The organism is Treponema denticola, from assembly GCF_024400535.1.
Classification (GTDB): domain Bacteria; phylum Spirochaetota; class Spirochaetia; order Treponematales; family Treponemataceae; genus Treponema_B; species Treponema_B denticola_C.
This window is the reverse complement of record NZ_CP038800.1, coordinates 486,031-512,523: the sequence shown is the minus strand read 5'-3', so window position 1 is coordinate 512,523 and position 26,493 is coordinate 486,031. Positions and strand designations below refer to the sequence as shown.

The 26,493-nt window shown below is 37.9% G+C and carries 23 protein-coding genes and 9 pseudogenes; 24 read left to right on the top strand and 8 right to left on the bottom strand.

The features are described from left to right. The first annotated feature begins 14 nt into the window (after window positions 1–14). The 8 genes and pseudogenes from E4N78_RS13785 to E4N78_RS02355 form a co-directional block, all read left to right on the top strand. Window positions 15–470, top strand: a complete 456-nt coding sequence (locus E4N78_RS13785) for a type I restriction-modification enzyme R subunit C-terminal domain-containing protein (protein ID WP_370645024.1) — start codon at window positions 15–17, stop codon at window positions 468–470. Continuing rightward, the gene (locus tag E4N78_RS02385) at window positions 413–748 is read left to right on the top strand and encodes a hypothetical protein (protein ID WP_255811492.1); all 336 of its coding nucleotides are present in this window, start codon (window positions 413–415) and stop codon (window positions 746–748) included. The genes E4N78_RS13785 and E4N78_RS02385 overlap by 58 nt, the downstream gene beginning before the upstream one ends. 311 nt (window positions 749–1,059) lie before the next feature. After that, window positions 1,060–1,437, top strand: a complete 378-nt coding sequence (locus E4N78_RS02380; protein WP_255811491.1) for an HsdM family class I SAM-dependent methyltransferase — start codon at window positions 1,060–1,062, stop codon at window positions 1,435–1,437. A gap of 13 nt (window positions 1,438–1,450) precedes the next feature. Beyond that, window positions 1,451–1,875, top strand: a pseudogene (locus tag E4N78_RS13780) (HsdM family class I SAM-dependent methyltransferase). Then, complete coding sequence (locus E4N78_RS02370) at window positions 1,782–2,000, top strand: hypothetical protein (RefSeq protein WP_255811490.1); 219 nt, start codon at window positions 1,782–1,784, stop codon at window positions 1,998–2,000. The pseudogene E4N78_RS13780 and the gene E4N78_RS02370 overlap by 94 nt, the downstream one beginning before the upstream one ends. Before the next feature lie 327 nt (window positions 2,001–2,327). After that, window positions 2,328–2,522: a hypothetical protein gene (locus tag E4N78_RS02365; RefSeq protein ID WP_255811489.1), complete on the top strand. Its 195-nt coding sequence runs from the start codon at window positions 2,328–2,330 to the stop codon at window positions 2,520–2,522. A 26-nt stretch (window positions 2,523–2,548) separates the two neighbouring features. Next, on the top strand, window positions 2,549–2,782 hold the full coding sequence (locus tag E4N78_RS02360) for a Fic family protein (protein WP_255812305.1): 234 nt from the start codon (window positions 2,549–2,551) through the stop codon (window positions 2,780–2,782). Between the two features lie 37 nt (window positions 2,783–2,819). Next, a pseudogene (locus E4N78_RS02355) lies at window positions 2,820–3,103 on the top strand (restriction endonuclease subunit S); the annotation flags it as partial. A 301-nt stretch (window positions 3,104–3,404) separates the two neighbouring features. Here the strand turns inward: E4N78_RS02355 and E4N78_RS13775 are convergent. The 4 genes and pseudogenes from E4N78_RS13775 to E4N78_RS02340 form a co-directional block, all read right to left on the bottom strand. Further along, window positions 3,405–3,491, bottom strand: a complete 87-nt coding sequence (locus E4N78_RS13775) for a hypothetical protein (RefSeq protein WP_370645023.1) — start codon at window positions 3,489–3,491, stop codon at window positions 3,405–3,407. A 94-nt stretch (window positions 3,492–3,585) separates the two neighbouring features. After that, a complete protein-coding gene (locus E4N78_RS02350) occupies window positions 3,586–3,759 on the bottom strand; it encodes a hypothetical protein (RefSeq protein ID WP_255811488.1) in 174 nt (57 codons plus the stop codon). Between the two features lie 850 nt (window positions 3,760–4,609). Then, the gene (locus E4N78_RS02345; RefSeq protein WP_255811487.1) at window positions 4,610–5,086 is read right to left on the bottom strand and encodes a hypothetical protein; all 477 of its coding nucleotides are present in this window, start codon (window positions 5,084–5,086) and stop codon (window positions 4,610–4,612) included. Between the two features lie 67 nt (window positions 5,087–5,153). Next, window positions 5,154–6,201: pseudogene (locus E4N78_RS02340) on the bottom strand (biotin--[acetyl-CoA-carboxylase] ligase). A gap of 135 nt (window positions 6,202–6,336) precedes the next feature. On the opposite strand from E4N78_RS02340, the pseudogene E4N78_RS02335 reads away from it, so the two are divergent. The 13 genes and pseudogenes from E4N78_RS02335 (at window position 6,337) to E4N78_RS02280 (ending at window position 18,755) form a co-directional block, all read left to right on the top strand. Beyond that, window positions 6,337–7,982 (top strand): annotated as a pseudogene (locus E4N78_RS02335) (AMP-binding protein). Between the two features lie 160 nt (window positions 7,983–8,142). Continuing rightward, window positions 8,143–9,377 (top strand): annotated as a pseudogene (gene fabF, locus E4N78_RS02330) (beta-ketoacyl-ACP synthase II). 349 nt (window positions 9,378–9,726) lie between these two features. Then, window positions 9,727–10,140: a hypothetical protein gene (locus E4N78_RS02325; protein ID WP_255811486.1), complete on the top strand. Its 414-nt coding sequence runs from the start codon at window positions 9,727–9,729 to the stop codon at window positions 10,138–10,140. Window positions 10,141–10,780: 640 nt separating this feature from the next. Next, a complete protein-coding gene (locus tag E4N78_RS02320; RefSeq protein ID WP_255811485.1) occupies window positions 10,781–11,029 on the top strand; it encodes an AbrB/MazE/SpoVT family DNA-binding domain-containing protein in 249 nt (82 codons plus the stop codon). After that, window positions 11,026–11,436, top strand: a complete 411-nt coding sequence (locus E4N78_RS02315; RefSeq protein ID WP_010694433.1) for a putative toxin-antitoxin system toxin component, PIN family — start codon at window positions 11,026–11,028, stop codon at window positions 11,434–11,436. The genes E4N78_RS02320 and E4N78_RS02315 overlap by 4 nt, the downstream gene beginning before the upstream one ends. A 239-nt stretch (window positions 11,437–11,675) precedes the next feature. Next, on the top strand, window positions 11,676–11,837 hold the full coding sequence (locus E4N78_RS02310; RefSeq protein ID WP_255811484.1) for a hypothetical protein: 162 nt from the start codon (window positions 11,676–11,678) through the stop codon (window positions 11,835–11,837). Further along, entirely contained in the window at window positions 11,804–12,382 is a 579-nt protein-coding gene (locus E4N78_RS02305; protein WP_255811483.1) for an endonuclease/exonuclease/phosphatase family protein, read from the top strand. The genes E4N78_RS02310 and E4N78_RS02305 overlap by 34 nt, the downstream gene beginning before the upstream one ends. Before the next feature lie 117 nt (window positions 12,383–12,499). Further along, on the top strand, window positions 12,500–12,820 hold the full coding sequence (locus E4N78_RS02300; protein WP_255811482.1) for a hypothetical protein: 321 nt from the start codon (window positions 12,500–12,502) through the stop codon (window positions 12,818–12,820). 191 nt (window positions 12,821–13,011) lie between these two features. Next, window positions 13,012–14,388, top strand: coding sequence for an McrB family protein (locus tag E4N78_RS02295; RefSeq protein ID WP_255811481.1), 1,377 nt, complete (start codon window positions 13,012–13,014; stop codon window positions 14,386–14,388). A 5-nt stretch (window positions 14,389–14,393) separates the two neighbouring features. Continuing rightward, a complete protein-coding gene (locus E4N78_RS13770) occupies window positions 14,394–14,873 on the top strand; it encodes a 5-methylcytosine restriction system specificity protein McrC (RefSeq protein ID WP_370645001.1) in 480 nt (159 codons plus the stop codon). A gap of 36 nt (window positions 14,874–14,909) precedes the next feature. Next, window positions 14,910–15,740, top strand: a pseudogene (locus E4N78_RS13765) (5-methylcytosine restriction system specificity protein McrC); the annotation flags it as partial. A 299-nt stretch (window positions 15,741–16,039) separates the two neighbouring features. Then, window positions 16,040–18,407, top strand: a pseudogene (gene lon / locus E4N78_RS02285) (endopeptidase La). Between the two features lie 81 nt (window positions 18,408–18,488). After that, entirely contained in the window at window positions 18,489–18,755 is a 267-nt protein-coding gene (locus E4N78_RS02280; protein WP_255811480.1) for a hypothetical protein, read from the top strand. Window positions 18,756–18,960: 205 nt separating this feature from the next. Here the strand turns inward: E4N78_RS02280 and hflX are convergent, their stop codons facing one another. From hflX to E4N78_RS02260, 4 genes and pseudogenes are all read right to left on the bottom strand, one after another. Continuing rightward, window positions 18,961–20,130 (bottom strand): GTPase HflX, encoded by a 1,170-nt coding sequence (hflX, locus tag E4N78_RS02275; protein WP_255811479.1) that lies wholly within the window; start codon window positions 20,128–20,130, stop codon window positions 18,961–18,963. Window positions 20,131–20,150: 20 nt separating this feature from the next. Continuing rightward, window positions 20,151–20,357: a PIN domain-containing protein gene (locus tag E4N78_RS02270; RefSeq protein WP_255811478.1), complete on the bottom strand. Its 207-nt coding sequence runs from the start codon at window positions 20,355–20,357 to the stop codon at window positions 20,151–20,153. Next, a complete protein-coding gene (locus E4N78_RS02265; protein WP_010693046.1) occupies window positions 20,335–20,646 on the bottom strand; it encodes a type II toxin-antitoxin system RelB/DinJ family antitoxin in 312 nt (103 codons plus the stop codon). The genes E4N78_RS02270 and E4N78_RS02265 overlap by 23 nt, the downstream gene beginning before the upstream one ends. A 96-nt stretch (window positions 20,647–20,742) precedes the next feature. After that, window positions 20,743–21,212, bottom strand: a pseudogene (locus E4N78_RS02260) (GNAT family N-acetyltransferase). 206 nt (window positions 21,213–21,418) lie between these two features. On the opposite strand from E4N78_RS02260, the pseudogene E4N78_RS02255 reads away from it, so the two are divergent. From E4N78_RS02255 to E4N78_RS02235, 3 genes and pseudogenes are all read left to right on the top strand, one after another. Then, window positions 21,419–24,221, top strand: a pseudogene (locus tag E4N78_RS02255) (DEAD/DEAH box helicase family protein). A 2-nt stretch (window positions 24,222–24,223) separates the two neighbouring features. Continuing rightward, window positions 24,224–25,666: a type I restriction-modification system subunit M gene (locus E4N78_RS02240; protein WP_255811473.1), complete on the top strand. Its 1,443-nt coding sequence runs from the start codon at window positions 24,224–24,226 to the stop codon at window positions 25,664–25,666. After that, window positions 25,663–26,478 carry a Fic family protein gene (locus E4N78_RS02235; protein WP_255811472.1) on the top strand — a complete coding sequence of 272 codons (816 nt, stop codon included), beginning with the start codon at window positions 25,663–25,665 and terminating at the stop codon, window positions 26,476–26,478. Before E4N78_RS02240 ends, E4N78_RS02235 begins: the two co-directional genes overlap by 4 nt. Window positions 26,479–26,493: the final 15 nt, after the last annotated feature.

The following is a 26,493-nucleotide window of genomic DNA, read 5'->3' as shown; positions in this document are numbered from 1 at the left end:
TTAATTTATGCAGGATTTTCAAAGAGCAGGCAAAAGAATATATTGCGACATTTGAAACCTATCTTGATGACAATAAAGATGAAATTGAAGCGTTACGGATTCTTTATAATCAGGAAAAAATCGCCATCACGTATACAATGCTTAAAGATTTGGAAAAGAAGCTGATTGCGTATAATAACCAGTTCAAGCCGGGAATTCTTATGGACGTGCTATCAAACGCTGGACGGAGAAAGCGGAAAAGTAAAACCCTTAAACAGAGAAACGGAGCTGGGCGTTTTACCAATCTTATTCAACTGGTAAGATATGGATATAAGTTGGATGATGAACTTGTGTCCCTTAAAAGGCGATTCGGCAGCTATTTCAACCTTTATTGCGGACAGGCTTGTAAATTACGCCGGAACAAATTGAAATCGTGCGGCAGATTGCAGAATATATCGTTCAAAACGGCTGTATCACGAACATTGAATTAAACAATGCAAAGCATGATTTGTTTGTAAAAGCCGTTCCAATCTTCGGAGCCGACAAACTAAATGCGGAAATGCAGACAATTTCAAAATACTTATTCTACGGAAGGCAGCATAAAATGGCAAAAAAGCAACACAAGCAAAACCGGAACAGGCTCTTACGAAAAAGTTTGGAACATGGCAGACGTTCTTGCAGCAGCCGGCATCGGATTTACGGATTATATTATTCAGCTGACATATCTCTTATTTCTAAAATGGATTTTGAAAAGAATCATACGATTTAGGCAGCGCACTTCCTGACGGAAGTAAGTGGAAAGATATTGTTCAACTGGACGGACTGATCAACTTGCAAAATATGAAAAGATTCTGGAAATTTACAGGCAACTGACGGACTTATCGGCGCAATTTTACGGAAGCACAAAATAAGATTACAAAACCGGCTCTTCTTAAAAACTGATCGGAATGATTGATGAAGAAAACTGGTTCAGTATGGACGGAGACCTAAAGGCGCAATTTACGAAAGTATTCTTGAAAAAACGGACAGGATAAAAATCCGGAGCAGGGCAGTACTTTACGCCGCGCCTTGATTAATGCTATGGTTGATGTTGTTCAGCCGAAGATTATGGAGACTGTTGCCGACCCGGCATGCGGAACCGGAGGCTTCTTGCTTGCTGCCTATGATTATATGCGCAAACAAAGCGACGAACAGAGTAAAGTGGATTTCTTACAAACGAAGGCGCTGAGGGGCAATGACATTACGCCTCTTGTCGTAACGTTGGCTTCTATGAATCTTTATCTTCACGACATTGGAGCGGACACCACGCCGATTAAATGTGAAGATAGTTTGGAACACGAACCCGAACATCTTGTAGATGTAATTCTTGCAAATCCGCCTTTCGGCGCTCGGCCTGCAGGAAGCGTCGATATTTCGACCATGCGTTCCGATTTAATTGTAACAAAAACAACCAGTTAAATTTTTACAGCACATGATGGTCATGTTAAAGGACGGCGGGAGAGCCGGAATCGTTCTTCCCGATAATGTGCTTTTGCAGACGGTGCCGGAGAAATTCTCCGCAAAAAACTGCTAAAAGATTTTAATCTTCATACGATTCTTCGTTTGCCGACCGGTATTTTCTACGCAAACGGCGTAAAAGCAAATGTACTGTTCTTTGAAAAGGTAGCCCGACACAAAGAGACATGGTATTACGATTACCGGACAGGGATTAAACACACACTTGCAACGAAACCGCTTAAACGTTCCGACCTTGAAGACTTTGTAAACTGCTACTGTGGACATTTTGAAGACCGCAAAGAAACGTGGTCGCCCGAAAATCCGACGGCAGATGGCGTAAATATCACGTCGATGAACTGCTTGCACGGGATAAAACCGGTCTGGATATTTCTTGGATAAAAGACGGTTCCGATACAGTGGACTGTTCACTCGCCGAGCTTATGCAGACAATTCAAACCAAAAGCGCAAATGTCGCCGCTGCTGTTGCCGAACTTTCCAAACTGATTGAAGGAATTGAAGAATGATAGATCGGAACGAAGAACAAATTTTAATAAACTTTCAAAGTTATAAACTACAACAAGCTGCAATTCTCAGCAGCTTGATTATGATAAATTCTATTTATATTCGATTATCACACATTCAACCGCAATAGAAGGTTCTACCGTAACGGAAATTGAAAATCAGCTTCTCTTTGACGAAGGGATAAGTGCAAATAAACCGATTCATGAACAGCTTATGAACCTTGACCTAAAAGCTGCATACGAAAAACTTTGAACTTGCAAAACAGCACACCAAATGACACCGGAAATCCTCTGTGAACTTTCGTCTCTCGTAATGAAAATACCGGCACTGTGTACAATACCATCAGCAGAACATTTTCTTCTGCAAAAGGAGAGCTCAGATTGGTAAATGTCAGTGCAGGACGAGGCGGAAAAAGCTATATGGCGTGGCAGAAGCTTCCGCAAAACTGGAAGAATTTTGCAGTTGGCTCAATTCGGAAAGAAAAGCATTGCGCAAAAGCGAATAGAAGTTCAATACGCTTTTAGCTTTCGCTCATTATAAACTTGTTTACATTCATCCTTGGGCAGATGGAAACGGACGGATGAGCCGGCTCTTAATGAATTTTATCCAATATGAGGCTGGAATAATTCCTTCGATTATAAAAAGGAAAATAGGGCAGAATATATTCAAAGTCTTTCTTCTTCACAAGACAAGGATGATCCTGCGGAGTTCTTACATTTTATGTTTCGCACCATATACGGAATTGAGCGAGCAGATAGAAGAATATAAAACTCGCTTGAAATGAGCGGCAGCTGATAATGGCAGTTACAGGAGATTATAACGTGAACACAAACGCATTACGTCAAAAATTTTAGACCTCGCCATTCACGGAAAGCTGGTAAAAGCAAGACCCGTGATGAGAGTGCAGCCATACTCCTTGAAAAATCCGTGCAGAAAAGAAAAAATCGCTTCAGGTGAACTGAAACGCGGTAAAATGATTCTTATATTTTTTCGGTGATGATAACAGGCACTATGAGAGTTCGCAGACGGCAGGGTGAAGGATATCGAGGATGAAATCCCGTTTGCCGTGCCGGAGGGCTGGGCGTGGTGTAGACTGGGGAGATTGGGCAATATAAAAGGGCCATTTGGTAGGTTCCCTTACAAAATCTCTATTTGTACCTAAGTCTGATAATACACTAAAGGTATATGAACAAAAAATGTAATTCAAAAAGGCACACATTAGGTGAATACTATATTACAAGGGAATATTTTGAGTCGAATATGAAAATCATTCGGAATATCAATATCATTATTTTGAAGCTTAAAAGGTTCCATCTTTTCTGCGTTTTCAATTTTAAAAACTGCCTATCGGAATTTTCGGTCTTATTATTCCTCGTTACGGTAAGTTTTGAAACATCCGAATCTCTTTAACCCGCCGCCATACCAATCAGTTCTTTTATATTTTCATTTTCTAAAAGTTCATAAGTTCCCGGTCTTTCAACGCTTCCCGTAATTTTTACCTTCTGCCCAGGCGTTTATAATAATAATTATGTCCGGGACGTAAAAGGGATCTTGAGAGAAATCTCCATTTCTATAAGCCATAAAAGATCATAGCTTCTTTTTTCCATTCAAAGATACTATTTCGATATTTCTGGTAGAAGAATATTCCGTAAAAGAGTTTTGTATAACATTGGACAATCTTGTAAGAGCGCTTGCCTCAACCTCGGCAACTTTTAATACTTCACCCTTTATTATCACCTTAAATACCGAAGGCTTTATCATAAGCAATTGAGCCCGCTTAAAGGATAATTTTTCTTATAATATCCTCAACCTGTCTTTTAAATTGCGAAAGGTAAGACCGTTTACGTTTATTGTTGCCAGATTTAATATCTTCACATTATAAGAAATATCGACGATTATTTATATTGACAATCTTACCTCCCATAGCATAGGAAAGGCCGTAAACATCTCCGGCTGTAACTAAATAGTTTGGATCAGACATGGCAATATAGGCGCCTTCTTTTATTTTGTCAAAATCGACTCGTCCGTATTTTTTGAGTCTTGAGCAAAATCATAATTTGCACAAAAAGCAAAACTAAAAAGCTAATCTATTTTTTCATTTTTATTTTCCTCTTAGTTTTGCCATTGTTTCAGGATCTTTTATATTGCTTATTGCATTAAGTAAAAAGCTAAAAATATCGAAAAGAAAAAGGCAGCAAAAGTAAATATAATGGACAGCTTTCCTCGGTTTGGGCCCGACTTTTGATCCGGTATCTCAGGGTATTCCAAATTTGTAATATCGGCGTATTACTGTTGATCTTTATTTTGATCATTTCATACTGAGCCTTTAATTGGGCATATATGTTTTTGCGCAGTCAGTTCAAGATTTAATTTTCTGCATCAATACCTACAGAAGGAATGTTTGAGCCGTAAATATTCATAGAAGCTGTTTCAAGTCTTTTAATTTTCAGTAATACTATCTATTTCTGCTAAAACATTTTTATATTTTTCAAGGTTATCTTTTCTATTTTATCTCTATCCAAACCAAGATCGGTAATTATCCTCATAGTATTTTACACAATGCATTACCACTTGTTTTGCAATCCTGGATCTATATCCTCAAAACCTATTTCTAAGACTCCGGTCTTATCATCAAACTTGATTTTAACTTTCCTGTTAAGATTTTCCGGCTTTCGGCCCTTAAATGATTTTTTATTTTGTACTTTTCGATTAAATTAAATTCATCTACTATGTTATCCAAAAAAGAATTGGTTGTCGATAAAAAAATAGCTAAACGGCTATAAGTTTGTCCTCCGCTAGCAGAAGCCCCCATTAAACCTGCAAGACTCCCTAATCCGCTTGAAGCTAGTTTTCCGGCTAAACCGCCCCCTTGCGAATTTGCATCATTTATCAACATCAAGGCCTTAGGCCTATAAACATTCGGCATATAAGATTTTTCAGGCGGCAGTTTTACAGAAATCAAAGAATAGCTAAAAATAAAAACTGCAGCAAAAAAGGTAGTAAATATTATAAGTTTCTTATATTCTAATAATACGGCAAATAAGTCAATTAAACTTATTTCATCATTATTGTTTTCTTGAGCATCCATAGACTTGCGATTATACCAGTTTTTTTGATTTATGTCTAGCAAAGCATTTGTTCAAAGATGAGCTTTTTTAAGGTTCAAGCCCCAAACTAACCTCGCCCGAAATTAACTCATTTTTTTTGCCGTCATCGGTTTCTATGATAAGATGCCCTAAATCGCTGATTCCCAAAACCAAGGCTTGATAGGGGATGCCGGCAAAGGGAAGAACTCTTACCTTTTTCCCGTAAGGAGGAGAGGCTTTTATATTCTTCCATTAAGTTTTCTTGAGAGTGCAGACCGTAAAGGGATTCAATCAAGCTCGATATAATAGAAGAAGCTAAAACATTCCGGTTGAGGGATGGAGCTTCGGCTTCACTAAAAGATGAGCCGGCTTCGGTAAAAAGAGAGCCGGCCTTGTTTTTAAGTTCGGGAGGAAAATTAGACTCTTTTACATTGAGGCCTATACCTATAATTACGGCCTGCACTGAGGAAGTTTCCATATCGATAATTCCCTCGCTTAAAATGCCGCAGATTTTTTCCGTTAAGATAAATATCATTTACCCACTTTATTTGCGGAGCAAAGCCCAGAACCTTAAGCAGCGGCAGATAATAACTGCCGAAATTGCCGTAAAGAGCGGAAGCGGGCACTTCCTTTCAGTCTTTGCCGGAATTGAGGGCAAAATCAGGCTAAAGTATAAGCCCGCTCCTCTCGGCGAATAAAAACTGCGTGAAAAGCGGCCTCTGCCTGCACTTTGATGCTCGGCAAAAAGAACCGTTCCGTGAAGGGACTCGGCTCTGCTTGAAGAAGTTAAACGCCTTTTTGCCTCGGTATTAGTGGAATCTATTGTCTTAAAAACTTCAACCTTCCCCTTGCAAACGGATTGAGCAAAGGCAGATAGGTTCTTTTCAATTGAAAAAGCGTTCAGCACATCTGAAGAGGATTTTAGAATATAGCCCTTGTTCTTTCCGCCTTCAATTTCATAACCTTCGTCCCTCAGCTTTTGCACAGCCTTCCAGACGGAAACCCTCGAAAGGCCTAAGTGCAAAGCCGCTTCTTCGCCCGAAAGAGGCCTTCCGTTTTGTTCTATAAGCATATCCAAAAGGATATTGCTCGTCGTCCTTGATATAAGCTCTCCCATAAAAATCTTTTAAAATAAGCCTCCTTTAAAATACCCCGTCCTTTAACATTAAAAGGAATTCTAGCATATTTCTTCTTTTTTTTCTATTGCAACCTTTTCGGGAAAGCCTTGTCTATAGTCTTATAAGGTGAAACTATGTTTTATAAAGAATATATAAACTATATTGAAAGCGATGATTGGGAAACCGTACATAATTCTTTTTCAGTCAAAGCTCCCGAAAATTTTAATTTTGCTTATGACATAATAGATAGAATAGCGAAGGAATACCCCGAAAAAGAGGCTCTTGTCTGGTGCGATGAAACCGAAGAAAGGATTTTTTCGTTCGGAGAATTGGCAAAGCAGATAAATAAGACGGCCAACTTTTTTAAGGCTATGGGAATAGGAAGAGGCGACACGGTTTTGCTTTTTTTGCGAAGAAGATACGAGTTTTGGTTTGTTCTTCCTGCCCTGCATAAAATAGGGGCAATAGCCGTTCCTGCAACGGTCCAGCTCGCAGCCCACGATATCGAATACCGTATTCAATCAGCCAATATAAAATGATAATGTACAAGAAAAGAATTTGCAAGAAGAAATTCAAAAAGCTGCCGAGTCCGCTTATAATAAGCCCCTCCTTGTTTGGGTGCATGACGAAATGGATGGTTGGATTTCCTTTGATAAACTCGTAAAAAATATGAGTGAAGATTTTACACCTCCCCAAGGAGAAGCCTACCCTTGCGGAAAGGACACCGCTCTTTTGTACTTTACCTCAGGCACTTCGGGTAATCCCAAAATGGTGGAACATAATTTTTTATATCCGCTTGGGCACATTGCGACCGCAAAATTTTGGCAAAACGTCAAGGAAGACGGAAGACACTTAAGCGTTGCCGAGACAGGTTGGGCAAAGGCTATGGGGAAAGATTTACGGTCAATGGCTTTGCGGCTGTGCCGTATTTGTATATGACATGAAAATGTTTATCCCTAAAAACCTGCTCGAAAAATTATCAAAATACAGGATAACTTCCTTTTGTGCACCTCCCACCGTTTACAGGTACTTAATCCGCGAAAAAATAGAAGATTATGATTTATCCTCATTGGAAGAATGTACAACGGCAGGTGAAGCCCTTAGCATGGACATCTTCAATATATTCAAAGAAAAGACCGGAATAGAACTGCGGGAAGGCTACGGGCAAACAGAGCTCACCCTCACAACAGGAACCTTCCCCGGCATGAAAATCAAACCCGGTTCAATGGGAAAGCCCGCCCCCGGCTATGAGATAGATATTATCCGCCCCGACGGATCTTCTTGCAAAGCAGGAGAATCGGGAGAAATCATCTTGCGTTTGGATAAAAAAGTTCCCTTCGGAATGTTCGGAGGCTATTATAAAAATGAAGAAAAACCGGCCGAGGTTTTTAAGGACGGAGTTTACCACACGGGAGACGCCGCCTATAGGGATGAAGACGGTTATTTTTGGTTTGAAAGCCGAACCGATGACCTTATAAAAAGTTCCGGTTTCCGTATAAGCCCCTTTGAGGTGGAGTCGGTTCTTTTACAACATCCGGCAGTCTTTGAATGTGCGGTAACAGGCGTCCCCGACCCTAAAAGAGGACAGGCTGTAAAGGCCTTTGTTGTTTTAAATAAAACCTATCAACCGAGCCAAGCCTTGGAAAAAGAGCTTATGTTCTTTGCAAAGAAAAATGCGGCCCTCTACAAGGCCCCGCGTTCTCTCGAATTTGTAGAAACGTTGCCTAAAACCCATAACGGCAAGATAAGCCGGGCTGCAATCAGAAGCCGAAAGGCCTGATAAAAGTCGACGGATAAAAACCGGCCTTGACAGAGAAGGCGTAAGCAAGTAGACTTTGTTCTATAAGCTGTTCTGTAGACAGCCTGATATAAAAAACGTTCTTTAATAAAGAACAATAAAGAGTACAAAAATGCGGAAATTTACGCAAAAAGGAGTTTATATGAGAAGAGTTGTAATTACAGGCCTCGGTGCCGTAACCCCCATAGGAAACACCCTGGATGAAACATGGGAAGGAATCAAAGCAGGTAAATGCGGAATCGGAAACATTACCCAATTTGATTGTTCCGATTTTAAGATTCAGATAGCGGCAGAAGTAAAAAACTTTGACGCTTCACAATTTATGGATAAAAAAGATGCCCGTAAAATGGCTCGGTTCACTCAATTTGCCGTAGCCGCAGCTTCGCAGGCAATGAAGGATGCCGGCCTTTCAAAAGAAAACATCGATGCAAACCGCACAGGTATAATACTCGGAAACGGTATAGGCGGTTTTGAAATCTACCAAGAAGCCTTTAAAAAATACTTTCAAGTTGCTCCGGATCGTATTCCGCCGATGACTGTTCCTCTTCTTATTCCGAATGAGGCAGCCGGAAACATAAGTATGCAGTTCGGCATAAAGGGCCCGTCTTGGACCTTGGCTACGGCCTGTGCTTCCGGTACCGATGCTCTCGGAAACGCTTTAGACCTTGTCCGCTCAGGAAGGCTTGATGTATGCGTATCGGGCGGTACGGAATCTACAATTACCGGTTTCGGTATAAGCGGTTTTACGATTTTGCAAACCCTCGCCTCAGGTGATCCTGCCAAGGCTTGCTGTCCCTTCGATAAAAAGCGTTCAGGCTTTGTAATGGGCGAAGGCTCAGGCATTCTCATTCTTGAAGAATATGAACATGCAAAAAAGAGGGGTGCTAAAATATATGCGGAATTTGCAGGCTATGGAGCTTCCTCCGATGCCTACCACTTAACCAGCCCCGACCCCTCAGGAGACGGAGGAGCATTGGCCATCACCAAGGCCTTAGCCGATGCAGGCATAAAACCTGAAGAAGTTCAATACTATAATGCTCACGGAACCTCGACACCGATTAACGACCCTGCAGAAACAGCCATGATTAAAAAAGCTTTCGGAGACCATGCATATAAAATGAAGGTTTCTTCAACCAAGTCGATGATAGGCCACTGCTTAGGTGCCGCAGGAGCTCTTGAAGCTATTTTCTGTATAAAGGCAATGGAAGATGGATTTTATCCCCCGACCATCAACCTAACCGAACCCGACCTTGAAGCCGGCTGCGATTTGGACTATGTTCCGAACAAGGGCGTCAAGGCAGAATAAACTGTGCCGCCTCAGGCTCTCTCGGCTTCGGAGGCCATAACGGCGTCGCTGTCTTCAAAAAGATAAAGTAAGGGCTTTTAAAAAGCTTTAATTAGATAAGCTAAAACCGAAACAATACATTTAACTTCGGCCTTCGGAATTTCCGTACCGAAGTTAAATGTGCAATTCTAAAAGAAAAAGAAATCGAAGACTTCATAAGAATAAATTTTTCAAATAAAGTAGGATAAAAATATTTTTTAGTCATCGGTATCCCATTATTAGCCTTCTAAATATTAGTTTAGTTTGATTCAATATGAACATACAATCAGCAGTCATTTTAGCATTTATCTGCTGTGTTGTATAGCCTTACTATTTGAGATTCTACTTGAAAAGATAAGTTTTGAGGTAGGATAGTGGTAAGGAGTAAATGATGTTTGGCTATTGGAAAACAGTGGTGAGATAAATTCAAGTATTGGTTTAGTAAAAACACAGAGAGCACAAAGGAAAAATATGATATTAGTTACATGGAATTGTTGCTGCGGTCTAACAAGCGAAAAAGCAGAGAAAATAATCAAAGAATTTCCGTCTGATATTTACATTATTCAGGAGTGTAGAGACCTAGACAGATACAATTTATCAAATTATTTCAAGTTTTCAAACTGGTATGGTGATAATACCGAATATGATGAAAAAACAGGTAAAGGTGATTTAGGTGTCGGAATATTTTCAAATAGATACTGTATTACACTTCAGTATTATCATAATAGGAATATAAGATATTTCATTCCTTTCAAAGTATTTAACAATGAAGAATATTATACAATATACGCTGTATGGACAAAAAGAGAAATGTGATTTTCCTTATATTGGTCAAGTAATCGAAGGGTTAAAAGAAGAAGACTATAGAAACATATCTGAATCGATTGTTGTTGGAGACTTTAATACGGATATAAACTATCAAAATGAAAGAGAATATTTTGCTTACATGATAAACTTATTCAAAGATAAAACCTAAAAGTTGTTATCATAAATTTAATAAAATTGAATTTGAGTAGATAAAGAAATAAAACCTATAAAAACATTGGTCATGTTGATTATTGTTTTATTCCAGAAAAATGGAAGGTTTTATCGGTAAAAACTGGAGAACATGATAAATGGTATCAAAATCAATGGAAATTATCTAAAAATACAATAGATCATATCCCAATGCAGATTGTATTTGAAACTATAGACTAATATCCGAAGTAGTGATAGGATTCTGGAAAAGCCTACATTTGATAAATATATAAAAAGTGATATTAAACAGAAAAAGAAGTTCTATAAGGAAATTTAAAAGATTAACACAACTTTCAAAAGTCGACAAATGCTAAAATTTCCGAGATATAAATCTGATGGATTTAAATTGCAGCTTTCAAAAATATTTCGTAGAAATTATTGACAGAAAGTAATTAATTATTATATAATAGTATAAGTAAGGAAAGTAAGGAGGCGTTTTATGGAGCTTGCAAAACTAACATCTAAGGGTCAGATTACAATTCCGCTTGCGATAAGAAATATGCTCGGGTTAAAAACCGGCGATAAAGTCTTTTTTGAAGAAAGCAGAGGAAAAGTTTATATTACAAATGCTTCTCAAATAGCTTTAGCAAATATTCAAACTCAAATGCAAGGAGAAGCAGAAAAAGCCGGCTTTCAAACAGAAGATGACGTTATTGCTTATATTAAAGAGCTAAGGAAAAAGAGTTGAGGATTTTCATAGATTCAAACATTGTGATTTCTGCGATACTTTTCCCTGATGGTAAGGTTGCTAAAGTTTTTTCTCATTTGCTTGAAAATCATACGGTAATAATTTCTTCATATACAAAGGAAGAATGCAAAAAGGTTTTTGAAAATAAATTTCCATTTAAAAAAGAGTTATTGGGTATTTTCTTTGATGGAATTACTTTTGAAGAATTTAAGAGTCCCGATACAATTGATGAAAATAAATATCCAAAAGTTCGGGATATAAAAGATTTACCGGTTCTTGTATCCGCAATTTTATCTGATTCAGATATTTTGATTACGGGAGACAAGGATTTTGAAGATGTAAAAATTGATAAACCATTAATTTTTACACCATCAAAATATTTCGAATTGATTGCAGAAAAATATTGATATATTTAGGGGTGAAAATAATTTTAAAAACCGGAGGATAAAATTAAAATGGATAATTGTATATTTTGTAAAATTATCCGAGATAGAAAACTTATAGACTAATGGCATATGCGTACATATAAATTTTGAACGGTTTTTTGTTGGTTGAAAAAGATGATTTTTGAGGTAGGATAGGTGTAGGCCTAATGTGTGTAAGAGGGCAAAGGAATTGGAATACGATGAAATTGATTAGTTGGAATATGAATTACTGGCAACAGAAAGATAACCATGATTTAGCTTGGGATTATTTAGTAAATACAATAAATCCTGATATAGCATTACTTCAAGAAACCGTTGTTCCTGAATTATATAAGGAGCAAACGGTATTTTGGAAAGCCATACTTGCAGAGTTCAGGATCTGATAAAATGGGGAACATGTGTATATATCAGCAAAGATCTACTACAGAAAAGTTCATTTAAGAATGTTACTGAATTGTATGTCGATAATGTGTGTGTAGATAATGAAAGTATAAATGGAAAACAAGTATTTGCAGAATTAATGTTTAATAATAATATTTTCACTATATGTAGTTTACATACTAATACTTCGCCTGATGATATTTATTCAATTAGAAACCATATTGAACAAATCTTCAATAATAAAATAATGAATGATAGCATTAGTAAATTTATCATTGGTGGAGATTTTAATGCTGATATTGAAATGTATAAGGGTTTTTTCTTGAAAACTTTCAATAGCATAAAAGCGCAGTATCATGAATGTATACCAAAATACACACAAACATTTTTTGGAAATAATATGGCTGAAAGAAATCATTATCAAGATGATCATATATTTGTCAGCAAGGATTTGTCAAATAATATAGGTGAAACATTTTCTTGGAATTATGGTAAAGTTAAGCAATATAGCGATCATACGATTTTGGAGGTAGAGCTTAATATATAAGAATAACCTGACACACACATTAATCTGATATTCATTTAATAAAACATAGATGAAAAATAAAACTATTTTTATTTTTCCGGCATATTAAAAAATCTTATATAGAATGGAGATGAATAAATGTTAACTGATGTTATTGAACGAGAAAAGGATAAAATTTATGAAGAATTCAACAATGAATTTCCTTTAGAAAGAGTACGAAATTTAACTTTGGAAGAATATACAAATACGGAGAGGAGTAACTCATTTTGTTATTGGGTTGAGAAAAAAACAGAAAAGCTAGGTTCAATATGGGGCGGATCAGCTTATAAATTTGGAATATTTAAAATAGGCGGTAAAATAAAGGGAGAAATGGAACTTTATCCGACAATGAATATGCTTGGTATAGTAAATACAGGAAAGATCGACAGGAAGCCTATGAAAATGTACACTCAAATATAATCAGAATTATTGAAGCATCTCAAAAAGGTCATTTTGAAGAAATAGATTTAATTGATTTAGGCGATGCATATAAATGGAAAATTGCTTTTTTATACTCTAATAAAAAACTGCTAAATATTTATTTACCAAAAGCAATATTATATTTAGCAAATAAAGATAATAATTTCACTATTAACAGTCCCATTTCAAAAATGCAGCAAATTATACTTTCAAACACTGATTCTAAAAAAACTATATGGCAAAAAGGAGATGAATTATGGAGTATTTGGGAAAATAGTCCGGAAGCAAAAAAAGATAATACTGAACAAGAAGAGGATGAACCTGATACAAATGATTTAATCCTCAAAACAAATATACAAAATTACAAAAATTTCCTTAAAAAGCACCACAATATAATTCTACACGGTGCTCCCGGAACCGGGAAAACATATCTTGCAAAACAGATAGCTAAACTCATGGATGCAGAAACGGAATTTGTTCAGTTTCATCCAAGTTATGACTATACGGATTTTGTTGAAGGGTTAAGACCTGTAAATAATACCGATAAAACTAACATGATGTTTGAACGCAAGGATGGAGCCTTTAAGGCTTTCTGTAAAAAAGCCGTTAAGAATTTACAAGATAGTAAAAAATCTATTCATGAAATGCAGAAAGAAGTTTCCTTCAAAGATAAATTTTTTGAATTGCTTGATAAGATACGTAATGGAGATTTAAAGGAGTTACATCAAAGAACAAATATCCCTCTGGATATTTTACAAGTAACAGATAATGATAATATCGTTGTTAAAACAAAGGCTTCCGGGAAAGAAACAACATACATTGTTTCTTACGATCGTCTTGAAAAACTGTCAAAAGTGTTTGTTGATAAACAAAGTTTGGATAATATAAAAAATATTGATAAAGAATTTAGAAATGTGATAGGAGGCTCTCATTCTTCTGCATATTGGGCTGCATTAAATTGGATTTATACAAATCAAAATTCTTCAAGTATTTTGGAAATCTCCGAACCTATAAAGCAAAAAGATTTTATTTTTATTATTGATGAAATCAATCGTGGAGAAATAAGTAAAATTTTTGGAGAACTTTTCTTTTCCGTTGATCCCGGTTACCGTGGTAAAAAAGGACTGGTAAAAACACAGTATCAGAATCTTGTTGAAACAGGCGACATTTTTGAAGACGGTTTTTATGTTCCCGAAAATGTTTACATCATAGGTACAATGAACGATATTGACCGCAGCGTTGAAAGCATGGATTTTGCTATGAGACGAAGGTTTGCTTTTAAAGAAATTACGGCAGCTCAAAGTGCGGAAAATTTTGAGCTTTCAGAAAACACAAAAACGCGTATGGAGAGTCTTAACAATGCAATAAGCAAAATTGACGGTCTTAATTCTGCATATCATATAGGAGCTGCTTACTTTAAGCAATTGGATGATGACATGGAAACTTCTGATGAACTTTGGGAAAATTCATTGCATGATCTTCTTGTTGAATATTTAAAGGGAAGCGGAAATGAAGAAAGCAATCTTGAATTATTAAAGAATGCTTTTGATATGATAAATATTGAATAATTTTTATGGCTATTTTTAAGACTACAGACAATAACGGCGGCAAACAGTTACAAACTATTAGCCAAGAATACGAAGAAACAGATTTTAAGGCTGCCGTAAATGATATAAAAAGAATTTCAAATAAAACGCTTGCAGAACTTTCAACGGAGGAAAACCTTTTGATATTTCCGACAAAGTTGGAAGATTCCGCAGACTTACTAAAAGAGTCAAAACTCGGAAGCCTTACAAAATCAGACAAGGAAGAAAATTATATTTTTTCTACGGAAAATATAGCGGGATTCATTGGCATAAATGATACTGATATTTCCATAACCTCACGATTTGCAAAAAACGAAGAAGATTTTTTTCTTCATTACATGATTCAAAAAGTATTAAACCTTAATATTACAAACCTCAATTTTTCATCTTCACAAGAAAGTGTATTAAACTTACTTATTTATATATTCCCACGGCTTTGCAAAAGCTCTCTCTCAAGGCATGTATAAAGAATATAAAACTTTTCATAAAATGATGAAAACGTCAGGGCGTCATTGAGATTCCCGTCATATTCAAAAAATATTCCATTTGAAGGAAAGATTGCATATAAAACAAGAGAATATTCTTATGACAATACAACAACAGAACTTATACGGCACACGATTGAATATATCTCAGCCAAAAAAGATATTGCCGGTATTTTAACTTCTTCTCAAGAAATTCGTGATGCTGTCAAAACAATCAAAATGGCAACGCCTCTTTACAATTCAGGTGAAAGACAAAAAATAATAGCTGTTGCTATAAAAAAACAAAACCATCCGTATTTTACCTATTATGTTCCGCTAAAAAAATTATGTATTCAAATTCTTCAAAATAAAAAAATAAAATTTGCACGGCAGAAGAATCGTGTATACGGAATTTTATTTGACGTTTCATGGCTTTGGGAACAGTATCTTGCAACAATATTAAAACAAATCGGATTTTTTCACCCTGAAAATAGAAAAGGAGTAGGGGGAATATCTGTTTTAACCAATAATATCGGCCGATTTATTCCTGATTTTTATAGAGATGATTTTGTGCTGGATGCTAAATATAAACCTTTTGATAAAAGGAATCCGCCTTCCGATGATTTAGCCCAAGTTATAGCATATATGCATATTATAAAAACTATGAAGGGAGCTTACATATATCCATTTGAAAATGAAAATGAGACAATTTTAAATGAGTTAGGAGAAATAAAGGGAATGGGAGGAATGCTTTACCTATGTCCTTTTTATATTCCGCAAAATTGCAGCACTTTTTCGGAATTTTCAGAAAAAATAAGGAAAAAAATGGAATCAAAATTAAGAAGATGGATAAATTCAGATGAATTCTGATAAAATCGATTTACGTATAAATGGTAAAAGATATTGTAAAAGCTGAAGAAAAAAATCAGAGGGAGATATAAAGTTATCGACACTTATTGATTATGTTGATAGTATTGGAATGGGGCTGGAAATAAAAATATACCCTAAATTAGATAACTCAAAAGTTAAAGAAGAAGTTTTGTTGAGAATATAAGAGAGAAAAAGTAGAGAAAAGAGTTAAGGAGAGCTCAACTGTAAACATAAGGAGTTCCCGCTAATAATCATCTTTTCCGATTGACTTTTTTTTAAATTATTGAGATATTTAAAGAATGAGTGATAAAAAAGAAATTGTTCCGATAGAAAGCTTGCTGCCTCAGAAGTTGAACATTATTCCTTTGAGCGGCAGGCCGATTTTTCCCGGCATTTTTACGCCGCTTTTAATTAATGCCCCCGAAGACATAAAGTCAATCGAAGATGCCTATGCGGGCGACGGTTTTATAGGGCTTACCCTTCTTAAAACAATATAGAAAACCCTCAAGCCAAGGACTTGTACAAGGTAGGCTGTGCTGCAAAATCGTGCGTAAGATAAATCTGCCCGACGGCGGGCTCAATGTTTTATAGCCACTCAAAAACGCTTTAAGATACGCAAAACCGTCAATGATACAAATCCCATAGTCGTAGCCGTTCAATATCTGGATGATGAAGAAGAAAAAAGCCACGAGGTGGAAGCCCTTACCAGAGCCCTCATAAGCGAGATGAAGCAGCTTTCTGAAAACAATCCCCTGTTCTCCGAAGAGATGCGGCTCAATATGATCAATATTGACCATCCCGGAAAAATAGCCGACTTTATCGCAAGTATCTTAAACATTCAAAAAGAAGATCAGCAAAAGATTCTTGAAACTCTAAATGTAAAAGAGAATGGAAGAGGTCTTTGTTCACATTAAAAGAACAAGAACTTTACAGGTTCAGCGCAAGATACAGGATGACCTTAACATGCGTGTCGAAAAAAATCAGCGCGATTATTTTTTAAGGGAAGAACTTAAATCCATCAAAGAAGAATTGGGGCTGACCACAGATCCTAAGACCAATGAAGAAGAAAATTTTGCAAAGAGGATAGAAGAGTTTCAATTTACCGGAGAGGTAAAAGAAGTGGTGGACTCCGAATTTGAAAAATTTAAGATGCTCGACCCCTATTCTTCCGAATACATAGTTACCCGCAATTATCTGGAAACCATTCTTTCCCTTCCGTGGAAAAATTCGGAGCCGGAAGAATACGATATTGCAAAAGCTCAAAAGATTTTAAACAAGGATCACTATGGGCTTGAAGACGTAAAGACCCGAATAATAGAATACCTTTCCGTGCGAAAGTTAAAGAAGGACACCAAGGGTTCGATCATTCTTTTGTTAGGCCCGCCCGGTGTAGGTAAAACGAGCGTCGGAATGTCCATAGCCAGAGCTATGTCTAAGCCCTTCTTTAGGTTTTCGGTCGGAGGCATGAGGGATGAGGCCGAAATAAAGGGGCACAGAAGAACCTACATAGGTGCCATGCCCGGTAAAATCCTTCAGGGTTTAAAGATAGTAAAAACCAATTCTCCCGTTTTTATGATAGACGAGGTCGATAAGATGGGGCAAAGCTATCAGGGAGACCCTTCAAGTGCCCTCCTCGAAGTTTTAGACCCCGAGCAAAATATAAACTTTAGAGACCACTATTTGGATTTGCCCTTTGACCTTTCCAACATAGTTTTTATTCTCACGGCAAACACCCTCGATTCCATTCCCCGCCCTCTTTTGGACAGGGCCGAGGTAATAAAGCTTTCAGGCTACATTGATTCCGAAAAGGTGCAGATAGCAAAAAAACACCTTATTCCGAAAAGCCTTGAAAAGCACGGTCTTAAAAAGAATCAGGTAGTCTACAGTCAGGATATGCTCCTTTACATTGCCAACTCTTACGCAAGGGAAGCCGGCGTGCGCAACTTTGAAAAGAAGCTGGATAAGATTCACCGCAAGGTTGCAACCGAAATTGTAAACGGCAAAGGAAAAGAAGACGAAAAACTGATCGTAACAAAGGCCGACATTGAAAAGATGCTTGGCAAGGTTATCTTCCGCGATGACGATATTAAAAAAGCCGATGTTCCAGGTACCTCGATAGGTCTTGCATGGACATCTATGGGCGGAGATACTCTTTTGATAGAAACTGCATCTATGCTTGGAAAGGGCGGCTTTAAACTCACAGGCCAAGCCGGAAACGTTATGAAAGAATCTGCAGGCATAGCCCTTTCATGGACTCGAATGTTTGCCGTAGACCAAAAGATAAAAAAACCGGACTGGTTCGAAAAAAATATAATTCACCTTCACCTGCCGGAGGGAGCTACCCCAAAGGACGGCCCATCCGCCGGTATCACTATGGCCACAGCTCTTTTATCTCTTTTTTCAGGGAAAACCATCAAGTCTAAACTTGCCATGACCGGAGAGCTTTCACTTACAGGACAGGTTCTTGCCATAGGCGGCCTAAAAGAAAAAACAATCGCCGCCCGCCGCAACGGGATAAAGGAAGTTATTATTCCTCAGGCTAACACAAGGGACTTGGACGAAATCCCCGAATACATTAAAAAGGGCATTAAGTTCTACCCTGTAAGCCATGTTGAAGAAGTTTTGGATATAGCCTTTAAGGGAGCATTGACTAAGAAAAAAAGATAAGCGACCGGATTTTAAGTATAATCAATCAATTATAGAAAAACTTGACAATTTGTGGTATACTAAAAATGTTAAGGACTATGTATGCTGTTAACTGCTGTTCAGGAAAAATTGGAAACAATTCCGGATGAATATGTTGCAGAGCCTAATGCAAAATACTATGTGCTTATTACGGGTTATATTGATGATGATAAGCTTTTCCGCGGAGGTAACTATGCAGTAAAAATCGGAGCTGCTCCTTTTAATCCTGACGGTGAAGGTATTACCGACGGATCCCGTACTGCAGCTGAAAACGATACCCATGAAGATGACAATACACCTGCTAAAGCTAAGGCAAAGGGTGATGCATGAAATCGGGCATTTGCCTGTAACTTGGTTTCTCCCGGTAAGGATGCGCATGGCAATGATAAGCTGGATTATGACTTTTTCTACATTGAAATACCGTAATTAAGAACGGTTATTTAAGCTCTTATGCTTTTAACCTCCGTAAGACGGATGCCTTAAAAGGCCCTTACGGGGGTTTTTTGTATTTTCCTGTTTTTTTGTGATTTTCCGTTTATAGACCGCATATTGAAACAAGTTTTCTTTTTAACCCTTCAAGTCCCCTTCCCGTCTTAACCGAAATTTCGACGGCTTCGGGGTAACGCTCTTTTAAGCTCAGTATTTGAGCCTCATCAAAAACTTCATCTATTTTGTTTATTGCGATTATGGCAGGCTTATTGCTGCAAGAAAGCTCGTCTAAGACTTTTTTTGTTACTTCAAGACATTCAGGCATTGCAGGATGGGCAGCATCGCAGACTATGATTAAAAAATCTGCAAGGGCGGCTTCTTCCAAGGTCGAGCGGAAGGCATCAATCAACTGGTGAGGAAGATTACTTACAAAGCCTACAGTGTCTATCAATAAAATTTGAATATTTTTTTCGCCCGTTTGTAAAAAAACTTTTCTGGTTTCGGCATCAAGGGTGGCAAAAAGCTTGTCTTCGGTAAAGACTTCCGCCCCCGAAAGTTTTTTTAAAAGGGAGGATTTTCCGGCATTTGTGTAGCCTACGATAGCTCCTATTTTTTTATCCCCGTTTAAGCGGGTTTTACGCTGTTCACTCCGTTGAAGTCTTACCCGCTCTACCTCTTTTTTGAGCTTGGCAATTTCGGTTTTTAAGCGCCTTCTGTCAAGTTCCAGCTTTTTTTCACCCGCACCTCTGGAAGCTCCCCTTGTTCCTTTTGCCCCGCCTCTTTGTTGGGCAAGGCTCGTCCATCTTCTTGTAAGGCGGGGCATAGAGTATTCTAAACGGGCGAGTTCAGCCTGCAAGACGGCCTCCCTTGTTTGAGCTCTATCTGCAAATATTTGGATAATAACCTCGGAGCGGTCTATAACGCAGGTGTTAAGGGCTGCTTCAAGGTTTCGCTGAATGCGGGGGCTTACCGCACTATTAAACACAACAAGGTCGGCTCCTTCTTCTTCGATAGCTTGAGCAATTTTTTCAAGCTGCCCCGAACCTACAAGAGTTGCAGGGTTTTCTTTTGCTATTCTAAAGCGGAGGGAGGATAGGGGCTTTAAAAAGATGGTTTCAACGAGGCTTTGCAGCTCCTTTTCTTCTATTTCTTTTAGGGCTTCCGCACTTTTTTCCTGTAATGCGGAACGGCTTATATGAGAGTTTGAGGCCGCTCCTGAAAATATATCGGTAAAAATAAGTAAGGCCTTTTTTGTTTCGTTATCGGTTATATACATGAGGTGAAGCTCCTTTGTTACTAAATTGGTTTCTCAAGTAAATCTAAAATTTGACGAGGTGTTACAACAAAGGTTTCCACCTCATTATAAATTGGGATGATTTTGCCTGCATACATATAGTTAATCACAAAACGAGGAATAGAATTTTCTTTTAAAAATGCAGAAACAAGAACATTTGTATCAATTACAGCGTACAGAGGCACTCTATTTTCCTCTTCGTGCTGCATCAATTTCATTATTAATTTCCTCAATGCTCATTTCGGAAACGCCATAAATTGCTGCACTTTTAGACATAGATTGCATTGCTGAAAGAATGTCCGGAGGGATTTCTTTTTTTATTAAAGTTTGTTTGGTATTTTCCAGTTTCATATTAAAAGGAATCCCATTTTCAGCAACACTACGCTTAAAAAATATACGTACGGCTGTGGATAAGTCTAATCCTAACTGCTCATAAACAGCAGTCACATCATCTTTCAGTTTCTCATCAACCCTAATTTGAACTAATGTACTTGCCATACTTACCCCCTCATAATATTATAATACAAAATATTTTTTTTGCAAGTACAATGTAATGATAAAATTCTAAAATTATCCGATAATACTTTTGATATTTTATAATTTTTGGATCATTATCAGACAAGGATTCCATTCATCCCAGAGTGTGGGAAAAACTTCTAATTTTTTAAATCCTTGTTTTTTATAAAAGGCTATTGTTTGGTCATATTCTTTATAGTGTCCTTCATCTACCGTTTTTACCTGTATATAATCATATTTAGTTGAAGCAAATTTTTTCAGCTCATTAAATAATAATGTGCCGATTCCCTTATTGTGATATATTTTTTTTACTCCCATACAATGCACATCAGCGCAATCAGGGCTTGATTCGGTTAATGTTATAAACCCGATAATTTCATCATTTTCTTTTGCTGCCCATAAATCCAATTCTTTTGAATCATTAATATACTCTTTTGTGCTTTCAGGCAATCCGAACCATTCCGGTAAATCCGTCAAAACTTCTTCGACAATTTTGCTTTTTCGTCTTTGTTTTCTATTTTTGAATTTTTATCATAAACGGCTCCTATCTTCTACCGGTATATTATCTTAAAGTGCAGTTTAAGTCTAGCAAAGGATGATGAAAAGTAACAAATTTAGAAACATCCCCGAAACTACAAAACGCTGCGGCCATTCAGCGGCTGCCTTTAAGCATTATAAGGTACTATTAAAATAACTAAAATAGTGTTATAATTGTTCCTATAGTTTTGGGATATGAGAACATTAGGATATATTTATGACGGAATACAAGAACAATCATAATTTCAGATATGACGGCCTATTGCCTGAGCAAAAAGCGCGTGTTTATATAGATGCATATCTTGAAGATGCCGGCTGGACGGTAGTCAACCGGGATGAGTTTGTTCCCGAAGCGATAAATGCACAAGCCGTCCGTGAAAATATCTTAAAAGGTAATAAAGAAGCTGATTACATTCTTTATCTTGACGGAAAAGCTATAGGGGTTCTTGAAGCAAAAGGAAAAGAGAATAATTTAGGCCTTGAAGTTGCAGAACAAGCGCAAAATTACGGAAATATTCTGCCCGATTGGATACGGGCATGGAAAACTCCGCTTCCGTTTATTTTTCTTTCAAACGGCGAGACTTTGCTCTTTAAGGATATGCACGACGAAAAACCGAGTTATAAAGTTCTTAAAAAAATGCTCACTCCGAAAGATATTGTTAAATTGGCGGGCGGCGACATTGATTCGGAATATGCAAAACTTCCTTCTGTCCCGGCTGTAGGGGCAAAAGGGTTAAGAGGATGTCAATTTGAAGCAATCACGAAGCTGGAACTTTCATTTAAGCAGGGATTCAAAAAGGCTCTTATCGTTTTAGCTACGGGTGCCGGAAAAACATTTACCGCCTGTACCGCTGCGTATCGTCTTTTGAATTATACATCCGCAAAGCGGGTTCTTTTCCTTGTCGACCGTAACAATCTTGGGAAGCAAGCCGAAGGCGAGTTCGGCACCTATAAACTTACGGAAACAGGTAATCCTTTTTCCGATGAATATATTGTTCATCGTCTTAAAAGCGTTGAAAAAATAGGAAATGCAAGTGTCGTCATTTCAACGATTCAACGGCTTTTTGCAGTGCTCACGGGGCAAGAAATAAACGATGCCGGCGATGACGAAGAAATGGATAATGATGAAAATGCACCGGGAAAACGAATTCAGTTTACCGGAAACATACTTTTACCGCCGGATTTCTTTGACGTAATTATAATTGATGAATGTCATCGTTCGATTTACGGAGATTGGCGGCAGGTTCTTACTTATTTTAATAATGCAAAAATCATCGGACTGACGGCAACTCCGACACCTGAAGCTGAAGCGTTTTTTAATAAAAACCGGGTAGTAAATTACACTTTGGAAAAATCCATTGCCGACGGAGTTAATGTTCCTCCGCGTGTGTATAGAATTAAAACCGAAATTTCGGAAACCGGCGGCACCATTAAAGACGGTGAAAAAATCAAAAAAGTTTCCAACTGGAGCGGTAAAAGAAAAACGCAAAAGCAGCATGAAGACCGGCAATTCACCAAAACGGATATAGACAGAAGTGTCGTGATTCCGGCACAAATAGAAACGGTTGTTCAAGCATATAAAGATTCCATCTATGAGTCTCTGTACCCGGACAGAAAAAAAGATTGGACTATGATTCCAAAAACGCTTTTCTTTGCAAAAACAGAAAACCATGCAGAAGACATATTGAAAGCAATCAAAAAGGTTTTCAAAAACGAATTTCCTAACGGAGAAATCCCCGAACATTATGCCCAGTTGATTACGTGTAAATCCGGAAATTCAAATCAACTGATCAGCGATTTTAGAAATGATAAAGATTTTCGGATTGCAATTACCGTTACCCTTGTTGCAACAGGCACCGATATCAGACCTTTGGAAATTCTTGTTTTTATGCGCGATATACATTCCGAAGTTCTCTACACTCAGATGAAAGGACGCGGATGCAGAACATTTGCCGACGATAAACTAAGAAACGTAACCTCAAATGCGATCTCAAAAGATTTTTACTATCTTGTGGATGCTGTAGGCGTAACGGAGCATGAAAATCAATGCCGGCTCCGGGCGGAAACGGCGATGTAAAAAAAGTCTTGCCGCTCAAGGACCTTCTTGAACATCTTGCACACGGAGAATTATCCGATAATAATTTGGAACTTTTAGCAGACTATCTTTCACGCGTAAATAAAAAGCCGAATCGGAAGATATTATCGAACTTAATGACTTACTCGGCGCTATTACCGTAAAACAATTGGCTGTAAATATTTTTGAATCAATCGCACCCGAGTCTTGCAGTTTACCCCCCTACAAAGATATTAACGAGCCGAACACAAAAAGAAAGATTTTAATTTCCCCGCTCATAAACAACGTAAAAGCCCGCAAAAAACTTTTGGAAATCAATGCCGGATTTATTAAAATTGCCCTTGAAAAACAGGATACGTTAATTTATGCAGGATTTTCAAAAGAGCAGGCAAAAGAATATATTGCGACATTTGAAACCTATCTTGATGACAATAAAGATGAAATTGAAGCGTTACGGATTCTTTATAATCAGGAAAAAATCGCCATCACGTATACAATGCTTAAAGATTTGGAAAAGAAGCTGATTGCGTATAATAACCAGTTCAAGCCGGAATTCTTATGGACGTGCTATCAAACGCTGGACGGAGAAAGCGGAAAAGTAAAACCCTTAAACAGAGAAACGGAGCTGGGCGTTTTTACCAATCTTATTCAACTGGTAAGATATGGATATAAGTTGGATGATGAACTTGTGTCCCTTAAAAGGCGATTCGGCAGCTATTTCAACCTTTATTGCGGACAGGCTTGGCGTAAATTTACGCCGGAACAAATTGAAATCGTGCGGCAGATTGCAGAATATATCGTTCAAAACGGCTGTATCACGAACATTGAATTAAACAATGCAAAGCATGATTTGTTTGTAAAAGCCGTTCCAATCTTCGGAGCCGACAAACTAAATGCGGAAATGCAGACAATTTCAAAATACTTATTCTACGGAAAGGCAGCATAAAAATGGCAAAAAAAGAAGCAACACAAGCAAAACCGGAACAGGCTCTTACGAAAAAAGTTTGGAACATGGCAGACGTTCTTGCAGCAGCCGGCATCGGATTTACGGATTATATTATTCAGCTGACATATCTCTTATTTCTAAAAATGGATTTTGAAAAAGAATCATACGATTTAGGCAGCGCACTTCCTGACGGAAGTAAGTGGAAAGATATTGTTCAACTGGACGGACCTGATCAACTTGCAAAATATGAAAAGATTCTGGAAATTTTACAGGCAACTGACGGACTTATCGGCGCAATTTTTACGGAAGCACAAAATAAGATTACAAAACCGGCTCTTCTTAAAAAACTGATCGGAATGATTGATGAAGAAAACTGGTTCAGTATGGACGGAGACCTAAAAGGCGCAATTTACGAAAGTATTCTTGAAAAAAACGGACAGGATAAAAAATCCGGAGCAGGGCAGTACTTTACGCCGCGCCCCTTGATTAATGCTATGGTTGATGTTGTTCAGCCGAAGATTATGGAGACTGTTGCCGACCCGGCATGCGGAACCGGAGGCTTCTTGCTTGCTGCCTATGATTATATGCGCAAACAAAGCGACGAACAGAGTAAAGTGGATTTCTTACAAACGAAGGCGCTGAGGGGCAATGACATTACGCCTCTTGTCGTAACGTTGGCTTCTATGAATCTTTATCTTCACGACATTGGAGCGGACACCACGCCGATTAAATGTGAAGATAGTTTGGAACACGAACCCGAACATCTTGTAGATGTAATTCTTGCAAATCCGCCTTTCGGCGCTCGGCCTGCAGGAAGCGTCGATATTTCGACCATGCGTTCCGATTTAATTGTAACAACAAGCAACAACCAGTTAAATTTTTTACAGCACATGATGGTCATGTTAAAGGACGGCGGGAGAGCCGGAATCGTTCTTCCCGATAATGTGCTTTTTGCAGACGGTGCCGGAGAAATTCTCCGCAAAAAACTGCTAAAAGATTTTAATCTTCATACGATTCTTCGTTTGCCGACCGGTATTTTCTACGCAAACGGCGTAAAAGCAAATGTACTGTTCTTTGAAAAAGGTAGCCCGACACAAGAGACATGGTATTACGATTACCGGACAGGGATTAAACACACACTTGCAACGAAACCGCTTAAACGTTCCGACCTTGAAGACTTTGTAAACTGCTACTGTGCAGGACATTTTGAAGACCGCAAAGAAACGTGGTCGCCCGAAAATCCGAACGGCAGATGGCGTAAATATCACGTCGATGAACTGCTTGCACGGGATAAAACCGGTCTGGATATTTCTTGGATAAAAGACGGTTCCGATACAGTGGACTGTTCACTCGCCGAGCTTATGCAGACAATTCAAACCAAAAGCGCAAATGTCGCCGCTGCTGTTGCCGAACTTTCCAAACTGATTGAAGGAATTGAAGAATGATAGATCGGAACGAAGAACAAAATTTTAATAAACTTTCAGAAGTTATAAACGAATACAACAAGCTGCAAATTTCTCAGCAGCTTGATTATGATAAATTCTATTTATATTCGATTATCACACATTCAACCGCAATAGAAGGTTCTACCGTAACGGAAATTGAAAATCAGCTTCTCTTTGACGAAGGGATAAGTGCAAATAAACCGATTCATGAACAGCTTATGAACCTTGACCTAAAAGCTGCATACGAAAAAAGCTTTGAACTTGCAAAACAGCACACCCAAATGACACCGGAAATCCTCTGTGAACTTTCGTCTCTCGTAATGAAAAATACCGGCACTGTGTACAATACCATCAGCAGAACATTTTCTTCTGCAAAAGGAGAGCTCAGATTGGTAAATGTCAGTGCAGGACGAGGCGGAAAAAGCTATATGGCGTGGCAGAAGCTTCCGCAAAAACTGGAAGAATTTTGCAGTTGGCTCAATTCGGAAAGAAAAAGCATTGCGCAAAAGCGAATAGAAGTTCAATACGCTTTTAGCTTTCTCGCTCATTATAAACTTGTTTACATTCATCCTTGGGCAGATGGAAACGGACGGATGAGCCGGCTCTTAATGAATTTTATCCAATATGAGGCTGGAATAATTCCTTCGATTATAAAAAAGGAAAATAGGGCAGAATATATTCAAAGTCTTTCTTCTTCACAAGACAAGGATGATCCTGCGGAGTTCTTACATTTTATGTTTTCGCACCATATACGGAATTTGAGCGAGCAGATAGAAGAATATAAAAACTCGCTTGAAATGAGCGGCAGCTGATAATGGCAGTTACAG